The organism is Mesobacillus boroniphilus (genome assembly GCF_018424685.1).
Classification (GTDB): domain Bacteria; phylum Bacillota; class Bacilli; order Bacillales; family Cytobacillaceae; genus Mesobacillus; species Mesobacillus boroniphilus_A.
Window position 1 is genome coordinate 1 of the sequence record NZ_QTKX01000008.1, and the last position, 16,808, is coordinate 16,808.

17 protein-coding genes, 1 tRNA gene, 3 rRNA genes, 1 other RNA gene and 1 other annotated feature are annotated in these 16,808 nt (G+C 43.5%); of the genes, 6 read left to right on the forward strand and 16 right to left on the reverse strand.

Annotated elements, in window-relative coordinates; translation table 11 throughout:
* The 8 genes from DYI25_RS22070 to tadA form a co-directional block, all read right to left on the reverse strand.
* Positions 1-85: ribosomal RNA gene (locus DYI25_RS22070) — 16S ribosomal RNA — on the reverse strand; the annotation flags it as partial.
* Between the two features lie 298 nt (positions 86-383).
* Complete coding sequence (locus tag DYI25_RS22075) at positions 384-647, reverse strand: pro-sigmaK processing inhibitor BofA family protein (RefSeq protein ID WP_213372911.1); 264 nt, start codon at positions 645-647, stop codon at positions 384-386.
* An 80-nt stretch (positions 648-727) separates the two neighbouring features.
* Positions 728-949 (reverse strand): YaaL family protein, encoded by a 222-nt coding sequence (locus DYI25_RS22080; RefSeq protein WP_102264773.1) that lies wholly within the window; start codon positions 947-949, stop codon positions 728-730.
* A 37-nt stretch (positions 950-986) separates the two neighbouring features.
* Positions 987-1,583 (reverse strand): recombination mediator RecR, encoded by a 597-nt coding sequence (gene recR / locus DYI25_RS22085; protein WP_041968096.1) that lies wholly within the window; start codon positions 1,581-1,583, stop codon positions 987-989.
* Between the two features lie 15 nt (positions 1,584-1,598).
* Entirely contained in the window at positions 1,599-1,925 is a 327-nt protein-coding gene (locus DYI25_RS22090; RefSeq protein ID WP_213372913.1) for a YbaB/EbfC family nucleoid-associated protein, read from the reverse strand.
* An 18-nt stretch (positions 1,926-1,943) separates the two neighbouring features.
* Positions 1,944-3,626, reverse strand: coding sequence for a DNA polymerase III subunit gamma/tau (dnaX, locus tag DYI25_RS22095; RefSeq protein WP_213372915.1), 1,683 nt, complete (start codon positions 3,624-3,626; stop codon positions 1,944-1,946).
* A gap of 150 nt (positions 3,627-3,776) precedes the next feature.
* An RNA gene (ffs, locus tag DYI25_RS22100) (signal recognition particle sRNA large type) lies at positions 3,777-4,041 on the reverse strand.
* Between the two features lie 76 nt (positions 4,042-4,117).
* Positions 4,118-4,648: a tRNA adenosine(34) deaminase TadA gene (tadA, locus tag DYI25_RS22105; RefSeq protein ID WP_213372917.1), complete on the reverse strand. Its 531-nt coding sequence runs from the start codon at positions 4,646-4,648 to the stop codon at positions 4,118-4,120.
* Between the two features lie 92 nt (positions 4,649-4,740).
* Between tadA and DYI25_RS22110 the strand changes: the two genes are divergently transcribed.
* From DYI25_RS22110 to DYI25_RS22125, 4 genes are all read left to right on the forward strand, one after another.
* Positions 4,741-5,280 carry an isochorismatase family cysteine hydrolase gene (locus DYI25_RS22110; RefSeq protein WP_213372919.1) on the forward strand — a complete coding sequence of 180 codons (540 nt, stop codon included), beginning with the start codon at positions 4,741-4,743 and terminating at the stop codon, positions 5,278-5,280.
* A gap of 62 nt (positions 5,281-5,342) precedes the next feature.
* Positions 5,343-6,626, forward strand: coding sequence for a LysM peptidoglycan-binding domain-containing protein (locus tag DYI25_RS22115; protein WP_213372921.1), 1,284 nt, complete (start codon positions 5,343-5,345; stop codon positions 6,624-6,626).
* Positions 6,627-6,828: 202 nt separating this feature from the next.
* Entirely contained in the window at positions 6,829-7,470 is a 642-nt protein-coding gene (locus DYI25_RS22120) for a deoxynucleoside kinase (protein ID WP_213372923.1), read from the forward strand.
* Entirely contained in the window at positions 7,467-8,135 is a 669-nt protein-coding gene (locus tag DYI25_RS22125; protein ID WP_213372925.1) for a deoxynucleoside kinase, read from the forward strand. Before DYI25_RS22120 ends, DYI25_RS22125 begins: the two co-directional genes overlap by 4 nt.
* A gap of 382 nt (positions 8,136-8,517) precedes the next feature.
* Here the strand turns inward: DYI25_RS22125 and DYI25_RS22130 are convergent.
* The 6 genes from DYI25_RS22130 to guaB all read right to left on the reverse strand — a co-directional run bounded on the left by DYI25_RS22130 (position 8,518) and on the right by guaB (position 14,973).
* Positions 8,518-8,610, reverse strand: a tRNA-Ser gene (locus DYI25_RS22130).
* 93 nt (positions 8,611-8,703) lie between these two features.
* Positions 8,704-9,984, reverse strand: coding sequence for a serine--tRNA ligase (serS, locus tag DYI25_RS22135; protein ID WP_213372927.1), 1,281 nt, complete (start codon positions 9,982-9,984; stop codon positions 8,704-8,706).
* A gap of 66 nt (positions 9,985-10,050) precedes the next feature.
* Positions 10,051-10,268: a binding site (T-box leader), on the reverse strand.
* 54 nt (positions 10,269-10,322) lie between these two features.
* Positions 10,323-10,913: a pyridoxal 5'-phosphate synthase glutaminase subunit PdxT gene (pdxT, locus tag DYI25_RS22140; RefSeq protein ID WP_213372929.1), complete on the reverse strand. Its 591-nt coding sequence runs from the start codon at positions 10,911-10,913 to the stop codon at positions 10,323-10,325.
* 11 nt (positions 10,914-10,924) lie between these two features.
* On the reverse strand, positions 10,925-11,806 hold the full coding sequence (gene pdxS / locus DYI25_RS22145) for a pyridoxal 5'-phosphate synthase lyase subunit PdxS (RefSeq protein WP_213372931.1): 882 nt from the start codon (positions 11,804-11,806) through the stop codon (positions 10,925-10,927).
* A 163-nt stretch (positions 11,807-11,969) separates the two neighbouring features.
* On the reverse strand, positions 11,970-13,274 hold the full coding sequence (locus tag DYI25_RS22150) for a serine hydrolase (RefSeq protein ID WP_213372935.1): 1,305 nt from the start codon (positions 13,272-13,274) through the stop codon (positions 11,970-11,972).
* Between the two features lie 232 nt (positions 13,275-13,506).
* Positions 13,507-14,973 carry an IMP dehydrogenase gene (guaB, locus tag DYI25_RS22155; RefSeq protein WP_213372933.1) on the reverse strand — a complete coding sequence of 489 codons (1,467 nt, stop codon included), beginning with the start codon at positions 14,971-14,973 and terminating at the stop codon, positions 13,507-13,509.
* 117 nt (positions 14,974-15,090) lie between these two features.
* Between guaB and DYI25_RS22160 the strand changes: the two genes are divergently transcribed.
* Positions 15,091-16,035 carry a YaaC family protein gene (locus DYI25_RS22160; RefSeq protein ID WP_213372937.1) on the forward strand — a complete coding sequence of 315 codons (945 nt, stop codon included), beginning with the start codon at positions 15,091-15,093 and terminating at the stop codon, positions 16,033-16,035.
* 112 nt (positions 16,036-16,147) lie between these two features.
* Positions 16,148-16,273: a hypothetical protein gene (locus DYI25_RS22705; RefSeq protein ID WP_274609552.1), complete on the forward strand. Its 126-nt coding sequence runs from the start codon at positions 16,148-16,150 to the stop codon at positions 16,271-16,273.
* A gap of 195 nt (positions 16,274-16,468) precedes the next feature.
* Here DYI25_RS22705 and rrf read toward each other — a convergent pair.
* Both rrf and DYI25_RS22170 read right to left on the reverse strand, forming a co-directional pair.
* A 5S ribosomal RNA gene (gene rrf, locus DYI25_RS22165) occupies positions 16,469-16,584 on the reverse strand.
* A 99-nt stretch (positions 16,585-16,683) separates the two neighbouring features.
* Positions 16,684-16,808 (reverse strand): 23S ribosomal RNA (locus DYI25_RS22170); the annotation flags it as partial.

Below are 16,808 nucleotides of genomic sequence, written 5' to 3' on the forward strand. Positions count from 1 at the left end.
GCAAGCTAATGAAGATCCGCTCGACTTGCATGTATTAGGCACGCCGCCAGCGTTCGTCCTGAGCCAGGATCAAACTCTCCAAGAAAGAGTTATGAGTTAGCTCATAAAGTTAAAACGTTGGCTCATGTTCTTCTATAATAGAAGCCATGATAATTTATTGTTTGTTGACGCTTGTTTGTTTAGTTTTCAAAGAGCAATTTTTTCGCGTCACCCGTAGGCGACTTAAATAATATATCATGCTGTTATTGTTTCGTCAACACTTTTTTAAAAAGTTGTTAACCGCTGTTCAACAGCAACGTTTAATATAATAACAACTTCCGCTTGCTTGGTCAATAGCTTTTTACAAAAATATAAAACGCCGCTTCAAAAGCGGCGCTCCTTCTTTATATAATCCACGTCTGAATGGCAACCAACGCAAACACGCCTGGTATTCCTAGCAGCCCTGATACTGCTGCGGTTGCAATGTTGATTGGCACATAAATTCCGAAGCTGGTTCCGAAAGCGTTAAGAAAAAATAAAAAGATGGCTCCAATCAAGACCTTCACTGCACTCTGTCCGATGAAACGAAGCGGTTTTGTCGGTGCTCCTATTATAAGCAGCAAAAAGATCAATCCACCAAGGACCGATATGACAACTATAGGATCCATACTCTTCCCCCTTACTTCAATGTCTTGTACATTTTTATGTACAAGTTATCAAAATAAGACCTTATTGTATGGAAAAAACATCACTTTGTCTTAATGGTGATCTTCCTATGCTTTGCTTCTTTAAAAAGAAAGAAGTACTTGGCTTCGGCAATTTTTGCTTCAGTGATAAACTCTTCTGATGGATCGAAGCTTCGTTCAACCAATAGCTTTTGATTATTCCAGTTCCTCTTCATGCTGTCCAGCTGTTCCAGTAGTTTATGGTCGAATTCTTTTCTAAGCCATTTCTTTTTACGAAATAACATGACTTTCCTCCAGTAGAGTTTCTTCTTTTAAATGGAGTTAAACTTCCCTCCGGCCTTCTAACGCTTTAGATAGTGTGACTTCGTCCGCGTATTCAAGATCTCCACCGACTGGCAGTCCGTGCGCGATCCTTGTAATCTTAATTCCGGACGGCTTCAGCAGCCTTGAGATATACATGGCTGTTGCTTCCCCTTCGATATTAGGGTTCGTAGCAAGTATGACTTCCTGGACAGTTTCATCCTGCAGTCTCTTCAATAAATCTGGTATATTTATATCTTCTGGGCCGATTCCATCCATAGGCGAAATCGCTCCATGAAGTACATGATAGAGACCATTGAATTCCTTCATCTTTTCCATTGCAATAACGTCCTTAGGATCCTGTACAACACAAACCACACTGCGGTCGCGACGCTGGTCTTCACATATATAGCAAGGGTCCTGGTCGGTTATATGGCCACAAACAGAGCAGTAAGTCAGGTTGCGTTTTGCGTTGACTAATGCCTTAGCGAAATCCAAAACAGTTTCTTCCTTCATACTTAATACGAAAAAAGCCAGACGAGCGGCCGTTTTCGGGCCGATACCTGGCAATTTCATAAAGCTGTCAATCAGCTTTGATATTGGTTCAGGATAATGCATTCTGTTATATTCCTCCTAGAACATTCCCCCAGGAAGGTTCATGCCCTTTGTAAATTGGCCCATTGTCTTATTTGTCAACTCTTCGGCTTTTTTCAACGCATCATTCGTTGCTGCAAGAACAAGGTCCTGAAGCATTTCAACATCATCAGGATCGACAACTTCCTGCTTGATTTGCACATCGACGATTTCTTTATGGCCTGTAACGATAACAGTTACCATGCCGCCGCCAGCTGAACCTTCAATTTTTTCTTCTCCTAATTGGACTTGAGCTTCTTCCATTTTCTTTTGCATTTTCTGCATTTGCTTCATCATATTTTGCATATTACCCATTCCACGATTCATGTTAACGTACCTCCAAATTTAATCTTGTATTTGTATTAATTCATCGCCAAATAATTTCTTAGCTTCGGCAATCAGCGGGTCTTCACTTGCAGTAGCTTGCCCTTCCGATGCTCCGTCGCCTCTCTGGCTGATAAAGTTTTCCCTTATTTTAAGCCACTGGTCTTCCGGCACACCAACTACCTGCATCCTTTTACCGGTATAATCATTCATCGCACCGCTGACGATTTCAGTGAATCTGGTGTTTTCCATTGCCATCTGACAGTGAATCTCATATTTGAATTTTATCACTACTGCCTCATCTGATGCAGCAACTGGCTCTGCTTCATTCAATAATGCAGCCTGAGAACGCATTTGGTTCGCGGCAAGCATTTCGAGCAGGTCTCCCCAACGTCCCTTAATTGTATGGAGATTTGTCTTGGTAGCACTTTTCAGTACCTCGTTTATCTTTCCGGTCGGAGCCTGGAAGCCTTTACGGTTTGGGCGAGGCGCTTTTTTAGCAGCAGCAGGTTCGCTTGCCGCCATGCCAGGATTTTGCTGGAACTGTGCCAGTTTTTCCTCGAGCTGTTCGATCCTTCTTAATAATGGTTCAACCTGAACATTACTGGACGGATTTTGATTTTCCAGCTGACATAGCTTGACGATTGCTACCTCAAGGAAGATACGGGGATGGTTTGTCCAACGCATCTCTTGCTGTGCTTTATTCAAGACTTCGATCAATTCATAGATCTGAGCTGGCTCGACCTGGTTGGCAAGCTCCTGGAAATCATCGTCCAGCATTACTCGCTCCATTGATTCCTCCAATGCCGGTGCTGCCTTGTGCAGGAGCATATCGCGGTAGAAGAAAATCAGGTCCTCTATGAACCTTGCAGGATCCTTCCCTTGTAAAAGCAGTTCTTCCAAAGCTTCCAGCCCAGCTGCCGCATTCCGTTCATGAATCGCTCTGGCTAGCTGGTTCAGGAAATTCTGTGATACGGTACCTGTTACCGTGAGTGCATCTTCAATCGTAACTCGATCCTGGCTGAATGAAATCGCCTGATCAAGGAGACTTAAGGCATCACGCATACCGCCTTCTGCAGCCCTGGAAATGATTTGCAGGGCTTTATCATCGCAATCCACTCCAGATTCCCCAACAATTTGCTTCATCCTGCCAACGATTGCCTGAGCTGTGATCCTCTTAAAATCAAATCGCTGGCATCGTGAAATGATAGTGAGTGGAATCTTATGGGGCTCAGTCGTAGCGAGGATAAAGATAACATGCTTCGGAGGCTCTTCAAGGGTTTTCAGCAATGCGTTGAACGCTCCGATGGAAAGCATATGCACTTCGTCAATGATATATACTTTATACTTCACGACGTTCGGCGCATATTTAACCTTATCACGGATATCCCGGATTTCTTCGACACCGTTATTGGAAGCAGCATCGATTTCAATTACATCAGGAATCGAACCATCGGTTATCCCACGGCAAGCATCGCATTCGTTGCAAGGCTCGGCCGTTGGAGCTTTTTCGCAGTTAACCGCTTTTGCCAAAATTTTCGCAGCACTCGTTTTCCCAGTCCCCCTGGGACCGGAAAAAAGATAGGCATGTGATATTTTTTGTTGAAGCAGAGCGTTTTGCAGTGTCGTTGTGACATGTTCCTGCCCGACCACATCAATGAACTGCTGTGGACGCCAGACACGATATAAAGCTTGGTAGGCCAATGACACCGCTCCCTTCGATTTATTATCCTTCCTATTATAACGCAAATAACTTTCAATTTCACTTTTACCAAAGGAAGTTTTTATCCTTTTTAAAGCGACAAAAAACTCATCTCCATAAAAGAGATGAGTTGAATGTATAATATTTAACTGCCGCGCACCTTCCGTCGACTGAATACCATAAGCGTTACTTAAGCAGTTAGCTCGGCCCAGGCAACCCTGCGGCACATGGGAGCGTCCACTTAATGCTGCTTCCTTCCGGACCTGACATGGTTCATGGATTCCCATTGCGCAGGACCCGGGCGTCAACACCACTTGCTTAAGGCAGACCCTACAGTAAATCAGCCTCAGGAAGGGATTCATCCCCGCTAGAGCGGATTGCGGGTACAGGGCACCGCTACCTCCCCGACTAGCACGGCAAAATTGAAACCTTATTTAGGTGTGTCTCAAGGACACATACATAGTATACTAACTCACGGACTAAAAAGCAATGCTTATCCCCTGTCAATTCCTGTATGTTGTTCCAATTCCTCTTTCGCCTGTTTCTTTTTCAGCTTCTTTTTCTCCCGCAGATTCCTGAAAAAGTCCGATAGGAGCGCTCCGCATTCTGCTTCCAGCACGCCTGTCACCACTTCACTTTGATGGTTGAAGCGCTCATCCTGGAGAATATCCATGAAGGTCCCTGCACAGCCGCCCTTCGGATCCTTTGCACCATAGACCACTTTTTGCACCCGGGACAGCATGATTGCCCCCGCACACATCGGGCATGGCTCCAGTGTTACATAGAGAATCGCATCCTCAAGACGCCATGTGCCAAGCTTCTGGCACGCCTTATCGATCGCAAGCACTTCTGCATGGGCAATGGAGCTTTGCTTCGTTTCGCGGAGATTATGGGCGCGGGCAATAATCTCACCGTCCAGGACAATAACCGCACCAATCGGCACCTCATCCATTTGCCCTGCTTTTTTCGCCTCTTTAATCGCCTCAAGCATAAATTGTTCATCCTGGGTAAGTTGAGCTTCCATCTTTCCCTCCGCTAAAAATATTAATAGTTATTTCCAATTGGTTTAATAATCCCCCGCCGGTAAAAATATAAAGGATAAGGAGAGGATTGTTCATGCCAAAGATTGCTCTATTGATCATCGATATGATCAATGATTTTAATTTTGATGCAGGGGAAGCCCTCGCAAAAAACACCCAAAAAATCATCGACCCTATTTTAAAGTTAAAGAAATCTTTCAATGAAAAAAACATGCCCGTTATCTATATTAATGACCATTATAATCTATGGCAGGCTGATTTTGAAAAAATCATGGATCATTGCTCAAATGAAACGAGTGAGGAAATCATCAAAAAGATTGCTCCTGAAAAAAATCAGGACTATTTCTTGATCAAACCCAAACACTCCGCTTTTTATGGAACGGCGCTTCATACCCTGCTTCAGCAACTGAAGGTGGATACCTTGGTTCTTTCAGGGATTGCAGGGAACATTTGCGTCCTTTTCACCGCGAATGATGCATACATGCGCGAATACAGCCTGATCGTCCCAGAGGACTTCATTGCCTCCAATTATGGCGAGGATAATAAATACGCACTGACAATGATGAAAAACGTCTTGTCCGCTGAAACAAAGCCATCCAAGGAGCTTGATTTATAACATACTGCATTTTCTTCCTTCATACAATGGTTGTAGCGCTAAAATGCCAGGGAGGGAAGAAAATGCAAATTCATGTGGTACAGCCAGGACAGACATTGTCACAGATTGCCCAAATATACGGGTCGTCTGTTGCGGATATAACCGAAGCGAATGAGCTGCCTAACCCTAATAATCTAGTGGTCGGCCAGGCGATGGTCATCCCGATTGTGGGCAGTTTTTATTTTGTCCAGCCAGGCGACAGCCTATGGGCAATCTCGAGAAGGTTTGGGACCACTCCACAGGAACTCGCGAGAATCAACGGAATTTCAGTAAACCAGCCATTGTCAGTCGGTTTCCGCCTCTATATTCCGCCACGGCCGAAAACAAACGCGGAATTCAATGCTTATGTTGAGCCACGCGGGAACACAGTGGCGCCTGCACTGGAAACAGCTGCACGGGAAGCTGCCCCTTATTTAACATACCTCGCCCCGTTCAGCTTCCAGGCCTTGCGTGACGGGTCGCTAAAGGAACCACTGTTGAACAATTTCCCGGCCATTGCCGAGGCAAACAATAATATTTTGATGATGGTAATTACCAATCAGGAGAATGACCAATTCAGCGATGAGCTTGGACGTATCATCTTGAATGACATGGCTGTCCAAGACAAATTCCTGAACAATATTGTTACTACTGCAAAAAAATACGGATTCCGCGATATCCATTTTGATTTTGAATTCCTGCGTCCAGAAGACCGTGAAGCCTATAATCGCTTCTTAAGGAAAGCAAGGGATCGTTTCAAACAGGAAGGCTGGTTCATTTCCACCGCTCTCGCCCCAAAAACGAGTGCAGCACAGGTGGGTCCCTGGTATACAGCACATGACTACAAAGCTCATGGGGAAATTGTCGATTTTGTCGTCATCATGACTTATGAATGGGGATATAGCGGCGGACCTGCTCAAGCAGTCTCGCCCATCGGTCCTGTCCGTGAGGTATTAGAGTATGCGATCAGCGAAATGCCATCACAAAAAGTCATGATGGGCCAGAACCTTTATGGCTATGATTGGACTCTCCCATTTGTCCAGGGGACGATTGCTAAGGCCGTTAGTCCGCAACAGGCCATCCAAATAGCAGCCGACAATAATGTAGCGATCCAGTACAATACCAAATCACAGGCACCGACCTTCCGATATACAGCAGCAGACGGAAAGCAGCATGAAGTTTGGTTTGAGGACGCCCGTTCCATCCAGGCAAAATTCGACTTGATAAAGGAATTGAACCTGAGAGGAATGAGCTACTGGAAGCTCGGGCTTTCCTTCCCGCAAAACTGGCTGCTCATTCAGGAAAATTTCAATGTAGTCAAAAGATAAAATTTTCTGTTAAAATAATTTTACAAATTCCGATAATAAATGACAGGCGCAGTATTTATGCGGCTGTCTTCTTTTTTGCTAAAATTGCCTCTTAATATTCCATACCCATACCATGCCGTGGTGTGATAAAATGGACTTTGCGTAATTTAAACTGACAGAAATGTAAAAAAGAGATAGATACAACAGAGAGGGAGGACATGTTGTGGAAGGAACACCTTTTATAACGGTTGAAGGACCAATCGGGATCGGTAAAACGTCACTGGCTCGCGCCATTTCCGAACGGTTTCAATTTGCACTTTTAAAGGAAATTGTCGATGAAAATCCATTTTTGGGGAAGTTCTACGATAATATAGAAGAATGGAGTTTCCAGACAGAAATGTTTTTCCTCTGCAATCGATATAAGCAGCTTGGAGATATTAATGAACATTACCTCAGTAAAGACAAGCCTGTCGTAGCTGATTATCATATCATGAAAAACCTCATTTTCGCACAGCGCACGTTAAATGATCAGGAGTATAAAAAATACCTAGATATTTATCAAATCCTGACAAAAGATATGCCTAAGCCCAATGTCATTATTTACTTGAATGCAAGTCTCGATACATTGCTGAAGCGTATCAAGATGCGTGGCCGCGAAGTCGAAAAAAATATCAGTCCTTTATATTTAGAGCAATTATCTCTTGATTATGAACAAGCAATGCTTCAATTTGAGCAAGACCATCCTGAAATCCCAGTTCTCCGTTTCAACGGCGATGACCTGGATTTCGTCAAAAATGAAGAAGACCTCCAGCTAATCATCGACCAGCTAACCGCATCATTTAAAAAAAGGAGCGTACAACCATGAATCTAAGAACAAAATATGACATCCCGGCTAATGCGGTCATCACGATTGCCGGTACTGTGGGAGTCGGCAAATCGACTATGACGAATGCCCTGGCGGATGCCCTTCGGTTCCGTACATCCTTTGAAAAAGTAGATACAAATCCATACCTCGATAAGTTCTATGCAGATTTCGAACGCTGGAGCTTCCACTTGCAGATTTACTTCCTTGCAGAGCGATTCAAGGAGCAAAAAAGAATTTTCGAATACGGCGGCGGCTTTATTCAGGACCGTTCGATTTATGAGGATACAGGCATCTTCGCAAAAATGCATTATGAAAAAGGCACAATGTCACCTGTAGACTACGAAACATATAAAAGCCTATTCGAAGCAATGGTCATGACACCGTATTTCCCGCATCCTGACCTGTTGATTTATCTTGAAGGTTCACTTGACGATATCCTCGAGCGCATCAAGCTAAGAGGTCGTCCAATGGAACAGCAGACACCAATTGCTTATTGGGAAGAAATGCATGGACGTTATGAGAACTGGATCAATAACTTCAATGCATGCCCTGTCCTGCGTTTGAATATTAATGATTATGATTTGTTCAACAACCCAGAATCAATTGAACCAATCGTTGAGAAAATCGCTACACATATCAAGCAAACTCAATTATTGAAAAAATAAAACCGCCATTTGGCGGTTTTTTATTATCTAGATACTGTATCTTGATCCACTATTGTTATGTTTAACTTTTCCAAGACCAAATCAAGCAAAAAGTTCTCATAAAGGCACATAGAACTTCTATAAGACCAAATTAAACAAAAAACAGTTAAAAGGGCTTATAGAACATTTCTCTAAGAACAAGTTAAAAACTCCCAAATAGGTCTATAGAACTTTTCTATAAGACCAAATCATGTGGATAGCTCTACAATGGGCACACAGAATAATTCCAAACCTATGAATAATGTGCATGGATAATATAAAAAAACCCGCTACATCCGTAACGGGTTTCTTTACACAATCTCCAAATTGTTTTTATGCGTTAATGCTTTAATATTAAAAATTATGGAGGAGGTAGAGGGATTCGAACCCCCGCGCGGTGTTACCCGCCTGTCGGTTTTCAAGACCGATCCCTTCAGCCAGACTTGGGTATACCTCCGAGACAAGAAATATAATATCATGTATTCGAAAACGAGTCAACACTTCTTTTAAAGTTTTTTGGGCAGGAATGAATCCTGCCCAAAATTCAATATTATTCTGGAGCGATAACTTCCCGGTTGCCCATATATGGACGCAATACTTCAGGTATGATGACACTTCCATCAGCCTGCTGATAATTCTCCAGAATTGCGGCAACTGTACGGCCAATCGCAAGACCAGATCCGTTCAGTGTATGCACATGCTCTGGTTTAGCCTTAGCTTCGCGTCGGAAACGGATGTTCGCACGTCTGGCCTGGAAGCCTTCGAAGTTACTGCAAGAAGAGATTTCCCTGTAAGTGCCATAGCTTGGGATCCAAACTTCAATGTCGTATTTCTTTGCAGCTGTAAATCCAAGGTCTGCTGAGCACATGCTCAATACGCGGTAAGGAAGACCAAGCAGTTGCAGGACCTTTTCAGCGTGTCCGGTAAGTTTCTCGAGCTCTTCGTAAGAATCTTCCGGTTTTACGAACTTAACTAGCTCCACTTTGTTGAACTGGTGCTGACGAATCAAACCGCGAGTATCTCTTCCTGCAGATCCTGCCTCTGACCGGAAGCATGCGCTGTAGGCAGCATAATTAATCGGCAATTCCTCTCCGCTAAGAATCTCATCGCGGTGCATATTCGTAACAGGAACCTCTGCTGTCGGAATCAAGAAATAGTCTTCGCACTCGATCCGGAACGCATCTTCTTCAAACTTAGGAAGCTGGCCTGTCCCAGTCATGCTTGCACGGTTAACCATGTATGGAGGAAGAACTTCCGTGTAGCCATGCTCATCGACATGAAGGTCAAGCATGAAGCTCATTAACGCACGTTCAAGGCGCGCTCCCAATCCCTTGTAAAATACGAAACGGCTGCCGGTTACTTTTCCAGCGCGTTCAAAATCAAGGATTTTCAAATGGTCTGCGATATCCCAATGCGGCTTCGCTTCGAATTCAAAATCACGGATTTCTCCCCATTTTCGAGCCTCTACATTATCATCTTCAGTTTCTCCGACAGGAACACTCTCATGAGGAATATTCGGAATGCTGAGCATCAGGTTTTCCAGCTCCTCCTCAACCACACGCAACTGGTCATCCAAAACCTTGATCTTATCGCCGACCTCGCGCATTTCAGCAATCAAGTGGTCAGCGTCCTGCTTCTCACGCTTCAACTGAGCAACCTGCTGGGACACTTCATTTCTTCTGCTCTTCAGCTGTTCAGCATCGAGAATCAATTCTCTGCGCCTAACATCCAAGTCCTCAAATTTACCGAAATCAGTCATGTCTTCGCCACGGTGCTGCAGCTTTTGCTTTACTTCTTCGAAATTCGCTCTCAAATACTTTACGTCTAACACTGCGATTTCCTCCCTTTTACCTTAAATAAAAAAGCCTTTGATAAAATAAAAAAACTCCCGTCCCCAAAAAGGGACGAGAGTTAACCCGCGTTGCCACCCTAGTTGAAAGCAAAACTGCTTTCCACTCATAAAATAACGGTTTTTACCGAAAGTATTTACTTGCCTGACTTGGCGTTCCATACTCTGCTCGAGGGCGGATTCATTTGCTCCAGACACCGGTTCACACCAACCACCGGCTCTCTTTGGAATGGACACAAGCTACTATTCCCTCTCATCGCTTTTTTACTATCAAATTTTAATTCATAATTTACTACAATTATGTTCAGCATGCAAGCGGTTTATGCAAATTTTTTACTCTTTAATTCCTCTACCATTTTCACGAAGTAGTTCATTAGTCGATAATCATCTGTCAATTCCGGATGGAAAGAACAACCGAGGAATTGTCCGTCCCGAGCAGCGACGATCCTGTCATTATGCTTCGCCAGCACTTCGACATTCTCTCCTGCTTCCACAATATGTGGCGCTCTGATAAACACGGCAGAAAAATCTTCAGCCACTCCGGCAATATCGATATCCGCTTCAAAGCTTTCACGCTGGCGTCCAAATGAGTTGCGCTCTACTTTCACATCCATGACACCGATATGTGGGGTATCATAGCCAACTAGATTATTCGCAAGCAAAATCAAGCCCGCACATGTTCCGAACATCGGCTTTCCATCAGCGGCAAACTTTTTCAACTCTTCCATGAAGCCATATTTATCGATCAGGCGGCGGATTGTGGTGCTTTCTCCCCCAGGTATGATCAGGCCATCGGCTTCTGCCAGCTGTTCAGGACGCTTAATGACTATACCTTCAGCACCAGATGATTCAATTGCCCATATATGCTCTCGTACAGCGCCCTGAAGGCCAAGTACTCCAATTTTCACCATAGCTATTCCCCTTACCAGCCGCGGTCCTGCATGCGGGCTTCAGGTGCCAATGATGAAATTTCCATCCCCTTCATCGGGATTCCAAGACCTTTCGAAATGTTCGCAATCAATTCGTAATCCTGATAGTGTGTAGTCGCTTCGACAATTGCCTTTGCAAACTTCGCAGGATTTTCAGATTTGAAAATACCGGAACCTACAAACACTCCGTCAGCGCCAAGCTGCATCATTAATGCTGCGTCTGCTGGTGTCGCTACACCGCCTGCAGCAAAGTTCACGACCGGAAGGCGTCCAAGCTGCTTGATTTCAAGCAGAAGCTCATATGGAGCTCCTAGAAGCTTAGCTTCAGTCATAAGTTCATCCATATCCATAGCAACTACTTTGCGTACCTGAGCGTTCACCTTGCGGATATGGCGAACAGCCTCAACGATATTGCCTGTGCCTGGCTCACCCTTTGTACGAAGCATGGAAGCACCCTCACCAATCCTTCTCGCTGCTTCGCCAAGGTCACGGCATCCACAAACGAAAGGAACAGTGTAATCTCTTTTATTCAGATGGAATTCTTCATCAGCCGGAGTCAGAACTTCACTCTCATCAATATAATCAACGCCCATCGCTTCGAGCACGCGCGCTTCTACGATGTGGCCAATCCGTGCTTTTGCCATAACGGGAATAGTGACAGCACCCATTACCTCTTCAACGATTCTTGGGTCAGCCATTCTTGCTACACCGCCAGCAGCGCGGATATCGGAAGGAACACGTTCCAGTGCCATTACGGCAACAGCACCAGCTTCTTCAGCAATCTTTGCCTGCTCGGCGTTGACAACGTCCATGATGACGCCGCCCTTTTGCATTTCTGCCATACCACGTTTAACACGATCAGTACCTGTCTTCATTCTTTTTCCCCCTTGTCCCTTTAAAAGGATTACTATGTAAGCACTTGCAAATAACTGGAAATCCAGACTTGATTAGTCGGAATTTAGTTATCCCTATTGAAAATAAACAATAAAAAAGGTTTCCTGTCAAGACAGGAAACCTTTTTTATTCCGTACACGTTATTTAAAACCAACCTTTTACAGTATCAGCTACTCCGCCAAACAGGTCTCCGAAGAAACCACCGATTCCGCGCATCATCAGGACGAACCAGTTCGCCTTTTCAACACTTTCAGCAGCGATAACTGGCACCTGGATTTGTTTTTGTCCGGCTTCAGTTAAAAAGCTGATATTTTCATCCTTCTTGGCCTTAACAGTCATATAACCGACTTGTTCACCCTTCTTGATAGGAGCAGTCAGTTCACCATTTTCATTTAGCTTCTTTTTGTCCAATACAAGTACAGGCTCATATTGATCCTTTTCACCATTCCTGATGGTCATTGTAATGGCATCTTTAGACTGGATCTTCACGCTGTCTTCCTTCCCTTTTGTTACCGGAAGGTTTTTCTTGCCTTTAACCTGATGATTCTTTTTTACAAGCTCTTCTTCTGTGAAATTACTGAAAGCAAAATCAAGGATTTTACGCGTTTCAGCAAAACGGCTGTCCTTAGAGTCTGCCTTCATGACAACAGAAATGAATCTTTGGTCATTTTTTATCGCAGTCGCCGTAAAACCATAGCCTGCAAAATCAGTCGACCCAGTTTTTAAACCGTCTACACCGTCATATTGGTAGATAAGGCCTGGAAGCATCCAGTTAAAGTTCTTATATTCACGTCCGTCACGGAATTTCAATGCGGGTACACTTGCTGTATCCAATACTTCCGGATAGTCCTTCAGAAGAAGGTAAGCAAGTCTAGCCAGTGAACGTGCTGACATGACATTCTCTTCCTCCGGACCACCAGCAGGATATTGTCCTAAAAGGTCTCTATTATTCAACCCTGAGGAGTTTACGAACTTATAATCTTTTAAACCAAGATCAGCAGCTTTTTGGTTCATTTTTTCAACATGGTTCTTCTCTGTTCCGGAAAGAACCTCTGCTAGTGCGACGGTCGCTGCATTACCAGAATGGATCGCCATCGCTTCGTATAATTCTTTTACCGTGTAATCTTCACCTTGAGTTAATCCGACATTGGATAGGCCAGGTGCAGCTGATAGTTTATGGACATACTCGTTGATTTTTACCTTTTGGTCCCATTTAAGCTTTCCTTCTTTGACCGCTTCAAGAACCATATATTCTGTCATCATTTTCGCCATGGACGCAACGCCCAGGACGACATCGGAATTTTTCTCATATAAGACTCTTCCTGTATCAGCATCAATCAGCATGGCTGCTTCGGCATCGATGCCTAATTGGCCTTCTGCTGCTTCAGCTTCCACTGAGAATCCTGAAAAAACGGTTGTGATCGTTAAAATGAATGCTGCAAAGAACATTGAAAGCTGTTTCTGTTTACGATTCAAGATTACTTTCCCTCCAAATTTTTAAATAATCTATAAAACTTTCATATATTTTTACCTCTCAAAAAATCACACCCGTATAGTTTAACATAAAAAAATTGAAAAAAATAGACAGAGAATAGTCACTCTGTCTATTGTAAAATCAGGAAAAACACAGCGGATATACAGGAAAAAAGTCGTAGTCCCTGCCTGTTTTCCAAATATAAAATTAGCTCATGGAGTAGTTCGGTGCTTCCTTCGTGATCTGGACATCATGCGGGTGACTCTCTCTCAACCCTGCTCCCGTCATCCTGATGAATTGGGCATTCTCCCGTAATTCTTCAAGATTAGCAGTGCCGCAATATCCCATGCCAGAGCGTATGCCGCCAACAAGTTGATAGATTGTATCTGTAAGCGGTCCTTTATAAGGGATTCTTCCTTCAATGCCTTCCGGAACGAACTTCTTATTATCTTCCTGGAAGTAACGGTCTTTGGAGCCCTTTTCCATCGCGCCAACAGAGCCCATTCCACGATATACTTTGAAGCGTCTTCCCTGATAGATTTCAGTTTCTCCTGGACTTTCACTGACACCCGCAAGCAAGCTTCCAAGCATGACGGCATGCCCCCCGGCAGCAAGTGCCTTGACAATATCTCCTGAGTACTTGATGCCACCATCAGCAATGATTGCTTTTCCATGCTTCCGTGCTTCTGTCGCACAATCGTAAACAGCGGTAATCTGCGGAACGCCTACACCTGCAACCACCCTCGTTGTACAGATGGATCCAGGACCAATGCCAACCTTTACAATGTCGGCTCCGGCCTCTATCAAATCTCTTGTCGCTTCGGCAGTCGCAACGTTACCGGCAATAATATTCAGGTCCGGGTAACTTTCACGGATTTGCTTTACAGTTTCAATAACACCCTTTGAGTGCCCGTGAGCTGTATCGACAACGATAACATCTACATGCGATTTTACAAGCATCTCGACACGTTTCATCGTATCGGCTGTTACACCGACTGCCGCGCCACACAGCAAGCGGCCTTTTGAATCCTTCGAAGAGTTCGGGAACTCAATCACTTTTTCAATATCTTTGATGGTGATGAGCCCTTTCAGTACGCCTTCGTCATTTACTAGTGGGAGTTTTTCAATCTTATGGCGCTGAAGGATCTTCTCTGCTTCTTCAAGGGTAGTACCGACAGAAGCAGTCACCAAATCAGTTTTCGTCATGACTTCTTCAATTTTAATGGAGTAATCCTGGATAAAACGCATATCACGGTTCGTAATGATTCCAACAAGCTTTTGTTCTTCCTCATTATTAACGATTGGGACACCAGAAATGCGGTATTTACCCATCAAATGTTCAGCATCGAATACCTGATGATCTGGAGTTAAAAAGAACGGATCGGTAATGACTCCACTTTCAGAACGTTTTACTTTATCGACCTGGTCTGCCTGCTGCTCAATGGACATGTTTTTATGAATGATTCCCAAGCCGCCCTGCCTTGCAATTGAAATCGCTAGTTCAGCTTCAGTTACCGTATCCATGCCGGCACTGATAATAGGAATATTTAATTTCAAAGTCTCAGTCAAACTGACCTTCAAGCTGACATCCTTTGGCAAAACCTCAGATTTAGCCGGCACCAACAGTACATCATCAAACGTTAATCCTTCTTTCACAAACTTACTTTCCCACATAGTAAATGCCCCCCTTTAAGAAAATATTATTTGTAGGTTATCAATTGGTTAAAATACTGTCAAGAAGGTTATTATTTGTCCGATTTTTCAATTAATTTGGAGGTTTTTCTTGTGTCTATGCCTTATAAGGAATGGAATAGTTACACTCTCTTTTTTTCAGCAGAGTATTCACAAGCGTATCTGAAAAAATGCTACCGTAAAATCAACATCGACCAGCCTGACATGAAAAGTTTCGAAAACTGTTATCCCTTTATGTATTATCTCGAACATGGGAAGCTTTACTATGAACAGGCAGAAAAGGCTCCACTGGCCATCCAGCCAATCCTGCTCTTTTACGGACTTGTCCATCTAATAAAAGCATGCATCCTGACAGTCGAACCAGATTACCCTGAAACCACTTCTGTTCTTGCTCACGGTGTATCAACAAGGAAACGAAAAAAACAACAGTACAGCTTTACAGATGATGAAGTGAAATTCCAAAAGAATGGATTGTTCTCTCTTATGGCAGAAAAGATGTTCCACATGAAACAATTGGAAGGTGAGAAAGCAACAATGGGTGATGTAATGGAGCTGATCCCAGAATTGTCCGGCATCTATTCTGACTTGAGAGGAAAGCAAATATTTGAAGTAATAAAAGCAAGCAATTCAGGTTTTTCATTACCTAAAACCATAATCGACCATTTCCATATGACAGAGAACCGCTTTAAAGAGTTCTTTCAGACCAAATCCTCTTTTCCTGTTTCTTTCATAGAGGATTCCAGCCTAATTAAGTTTGAAGCAAACTTAACTGAAACGCAAGAACCATTGCCGTTAAAATACAACTTTGAAGAGCAGCATTATGTTTTCCCTTTAAACAAAGGTGACTTATTTCTATTTCCAGAACTGCTGCTGCACTACTTATTGTTATATAATCTCGGAATGATTGCCCGCTATGAAACAGAATGGTGGAGTGAGTTAATCAAGATGATGCCAAATGAAGACTATCCATTGATTCAATCCTTTTTAAAATCAACATTGAAAAAAAGTCCTTACTTACTTTACCAGTACCTTGTGAATAAGTGATACCATCGATGAATTGTCATTCTATGCTCGCTTCAGGCTGGCAGTAGAGCGTTTAGAAAAGCCGGTACCAGGAATTTCATATTGCATAGTTAAATCTGAGGAGGAATGAAATATGGATAGAAAAAAACTGATGATGACAACTGTTGCTCTAGGTACAGCATACTTGCTAAAAGACCAGAAGTCACGCGCGAAGGTAATGGATCAATTGCAATCCCTTGGGAAGAAACAGAGGAAGTAATGATAGAGAAACCCACTGGAACATTTCCAGTGGGTTTTAAAGACTTCCGAAGAGGTTCTGAAATGGTTACGAATTGCTGCATCGTGGTTGACTAATACTGTTATTAGATGATTGCTATATGTATATGTAACGTTGATTATTTCTATTAAATCTGAATGCAAAAAAAGAACAGCCATTACAGCTGTTCTTTCATGTGCCCGGCGGCGTCCTACTCTCACAGGGGGAAACCCCCAACTACCATCGGCGCTGAGAAGCTTAACTTCCGTGTTCGGTATGGGAACGGGTGTGACCTTCTCGCCATCGCCACCAGACTATTTGGTTTGAGGAAAATTATTTTGCTTGCGCAAAAACTTTGTTCCCTCAAAACTAGATAATGTGTAAGAAGAATTTAGAAGAACGAGTAATCTAATTTGGTTAAGTCCTCGAACGATTAGTATCAGTCAGCTCCACACGTCACCGCGCTTCCACCTCTGACCTATCAACCTGATCATCTTTCAGGGTTCTTACTAGCTTGCGCTATGGGAAATCTCATCTT

What these genes read in the sequence shown, in the direction of transcription:
- DYI25_RS22705 (WP_274609552.1), top strand. Translation starts at nt 16,148, where the DNA reads ATGGATAGAAAAAAACTGATGATGACAACTGTTGCTCTAGGTACAGCA.
- DYI25_RS22150 (WP_213372935.1), bottom strand. Translation starts at nt 13,274, where the DNA reads ATGTTCTTTGCAGCATTCATTTTAACGATCACAACCGTTTTTTCAGGA.
- tadA (WP_213372917.1), bottom strand. Translation starts at nt 4,648, where the DNA reads ATGGAAGCTCAACTTACCCAGGATGAACAATTTATGCTTGAGGCGATT.
- pdxS (WP_213372931.1), bottom strand. Translation starts at nt 11,806, where the DNA reads ATGAAGACAGGTACTGATCGTGTTAAACGTGGTATGGCAGAAATGCAA.
- guaB (WP_213372933.1), bottom strand. Translation starts at nt 14,973, where the DNA reads ATGTGGGAAAGTAAGTTTGTGAAAGAAGGATTAACGTTTGATGATGTA.
- DYI25_RS22075 (WP_213372911.1), bottom strand. Translation starts at nt 647, where the DNA reads ATGGATCCTATAGTTGTCATATCGGTCCTTGGTGGATTGATCTTTTTG.
- DYI25_RS22090 (WP_213372913.1), bottom strand. Translation starts at nt 1,925, where the DNA reads ATGAATCGTGGAATGGGTAATATGCAAAATATGATGAAGCAAATGCAG.
- DYI25_RS22080 (WP_102264773.1), bottom strand. Translation starts at nt 949, where the DNA reads ATGTTATTTCGTAAAAAGAAATGGCTTAGAAAAGAATTCGACCATAAA.
- DYI25_RS22115 (WP_213372921.1), top strand. Translation starts at nt 5,343, where the DNA reads ATGCAAATTCATGTGGTACAGCCAGGACAGACATTGTCACAGATTGCC.
- pdxT (WP_213372929.1), bottom strand. Translation starts at nt 10,913, where the DNA reads ATGGTGAAAATTGGAGTACTTGGCCTTCAGGGCGCTGTACGAGAGCAT.
- recR (WP_041968096.1), bottom strand. Translation starts at nt 1,583, where the DNA reads ATGCATTATCCTGAACCAATATCAAAGCTGATTGACAGCTTTATGAAA.
- DYI25_RS22125 (WP_213372925.1), top strand. Translation starts at nt 7,467, where the DNA reads ATGAATCTAAGAACAAAATATGACATCCCGGCTAATGCGGTCATCACG.
- DYI25_RS22110 (WP_213372919.1), top strand. Translation starts at nt 4,741, where the DNA reads ATGCCAAAGATTGCTCTATTGATCATCGATATGATCAATGATTTTAAT.
- DYI25_RS22160 (WP_213372937.1), top strand. Translation starts at nt 15,091, where the DNA reads ATGCCTTATAAGGAATGGAATAGTTACACTCTCTTTTTTTCAGCAGAG.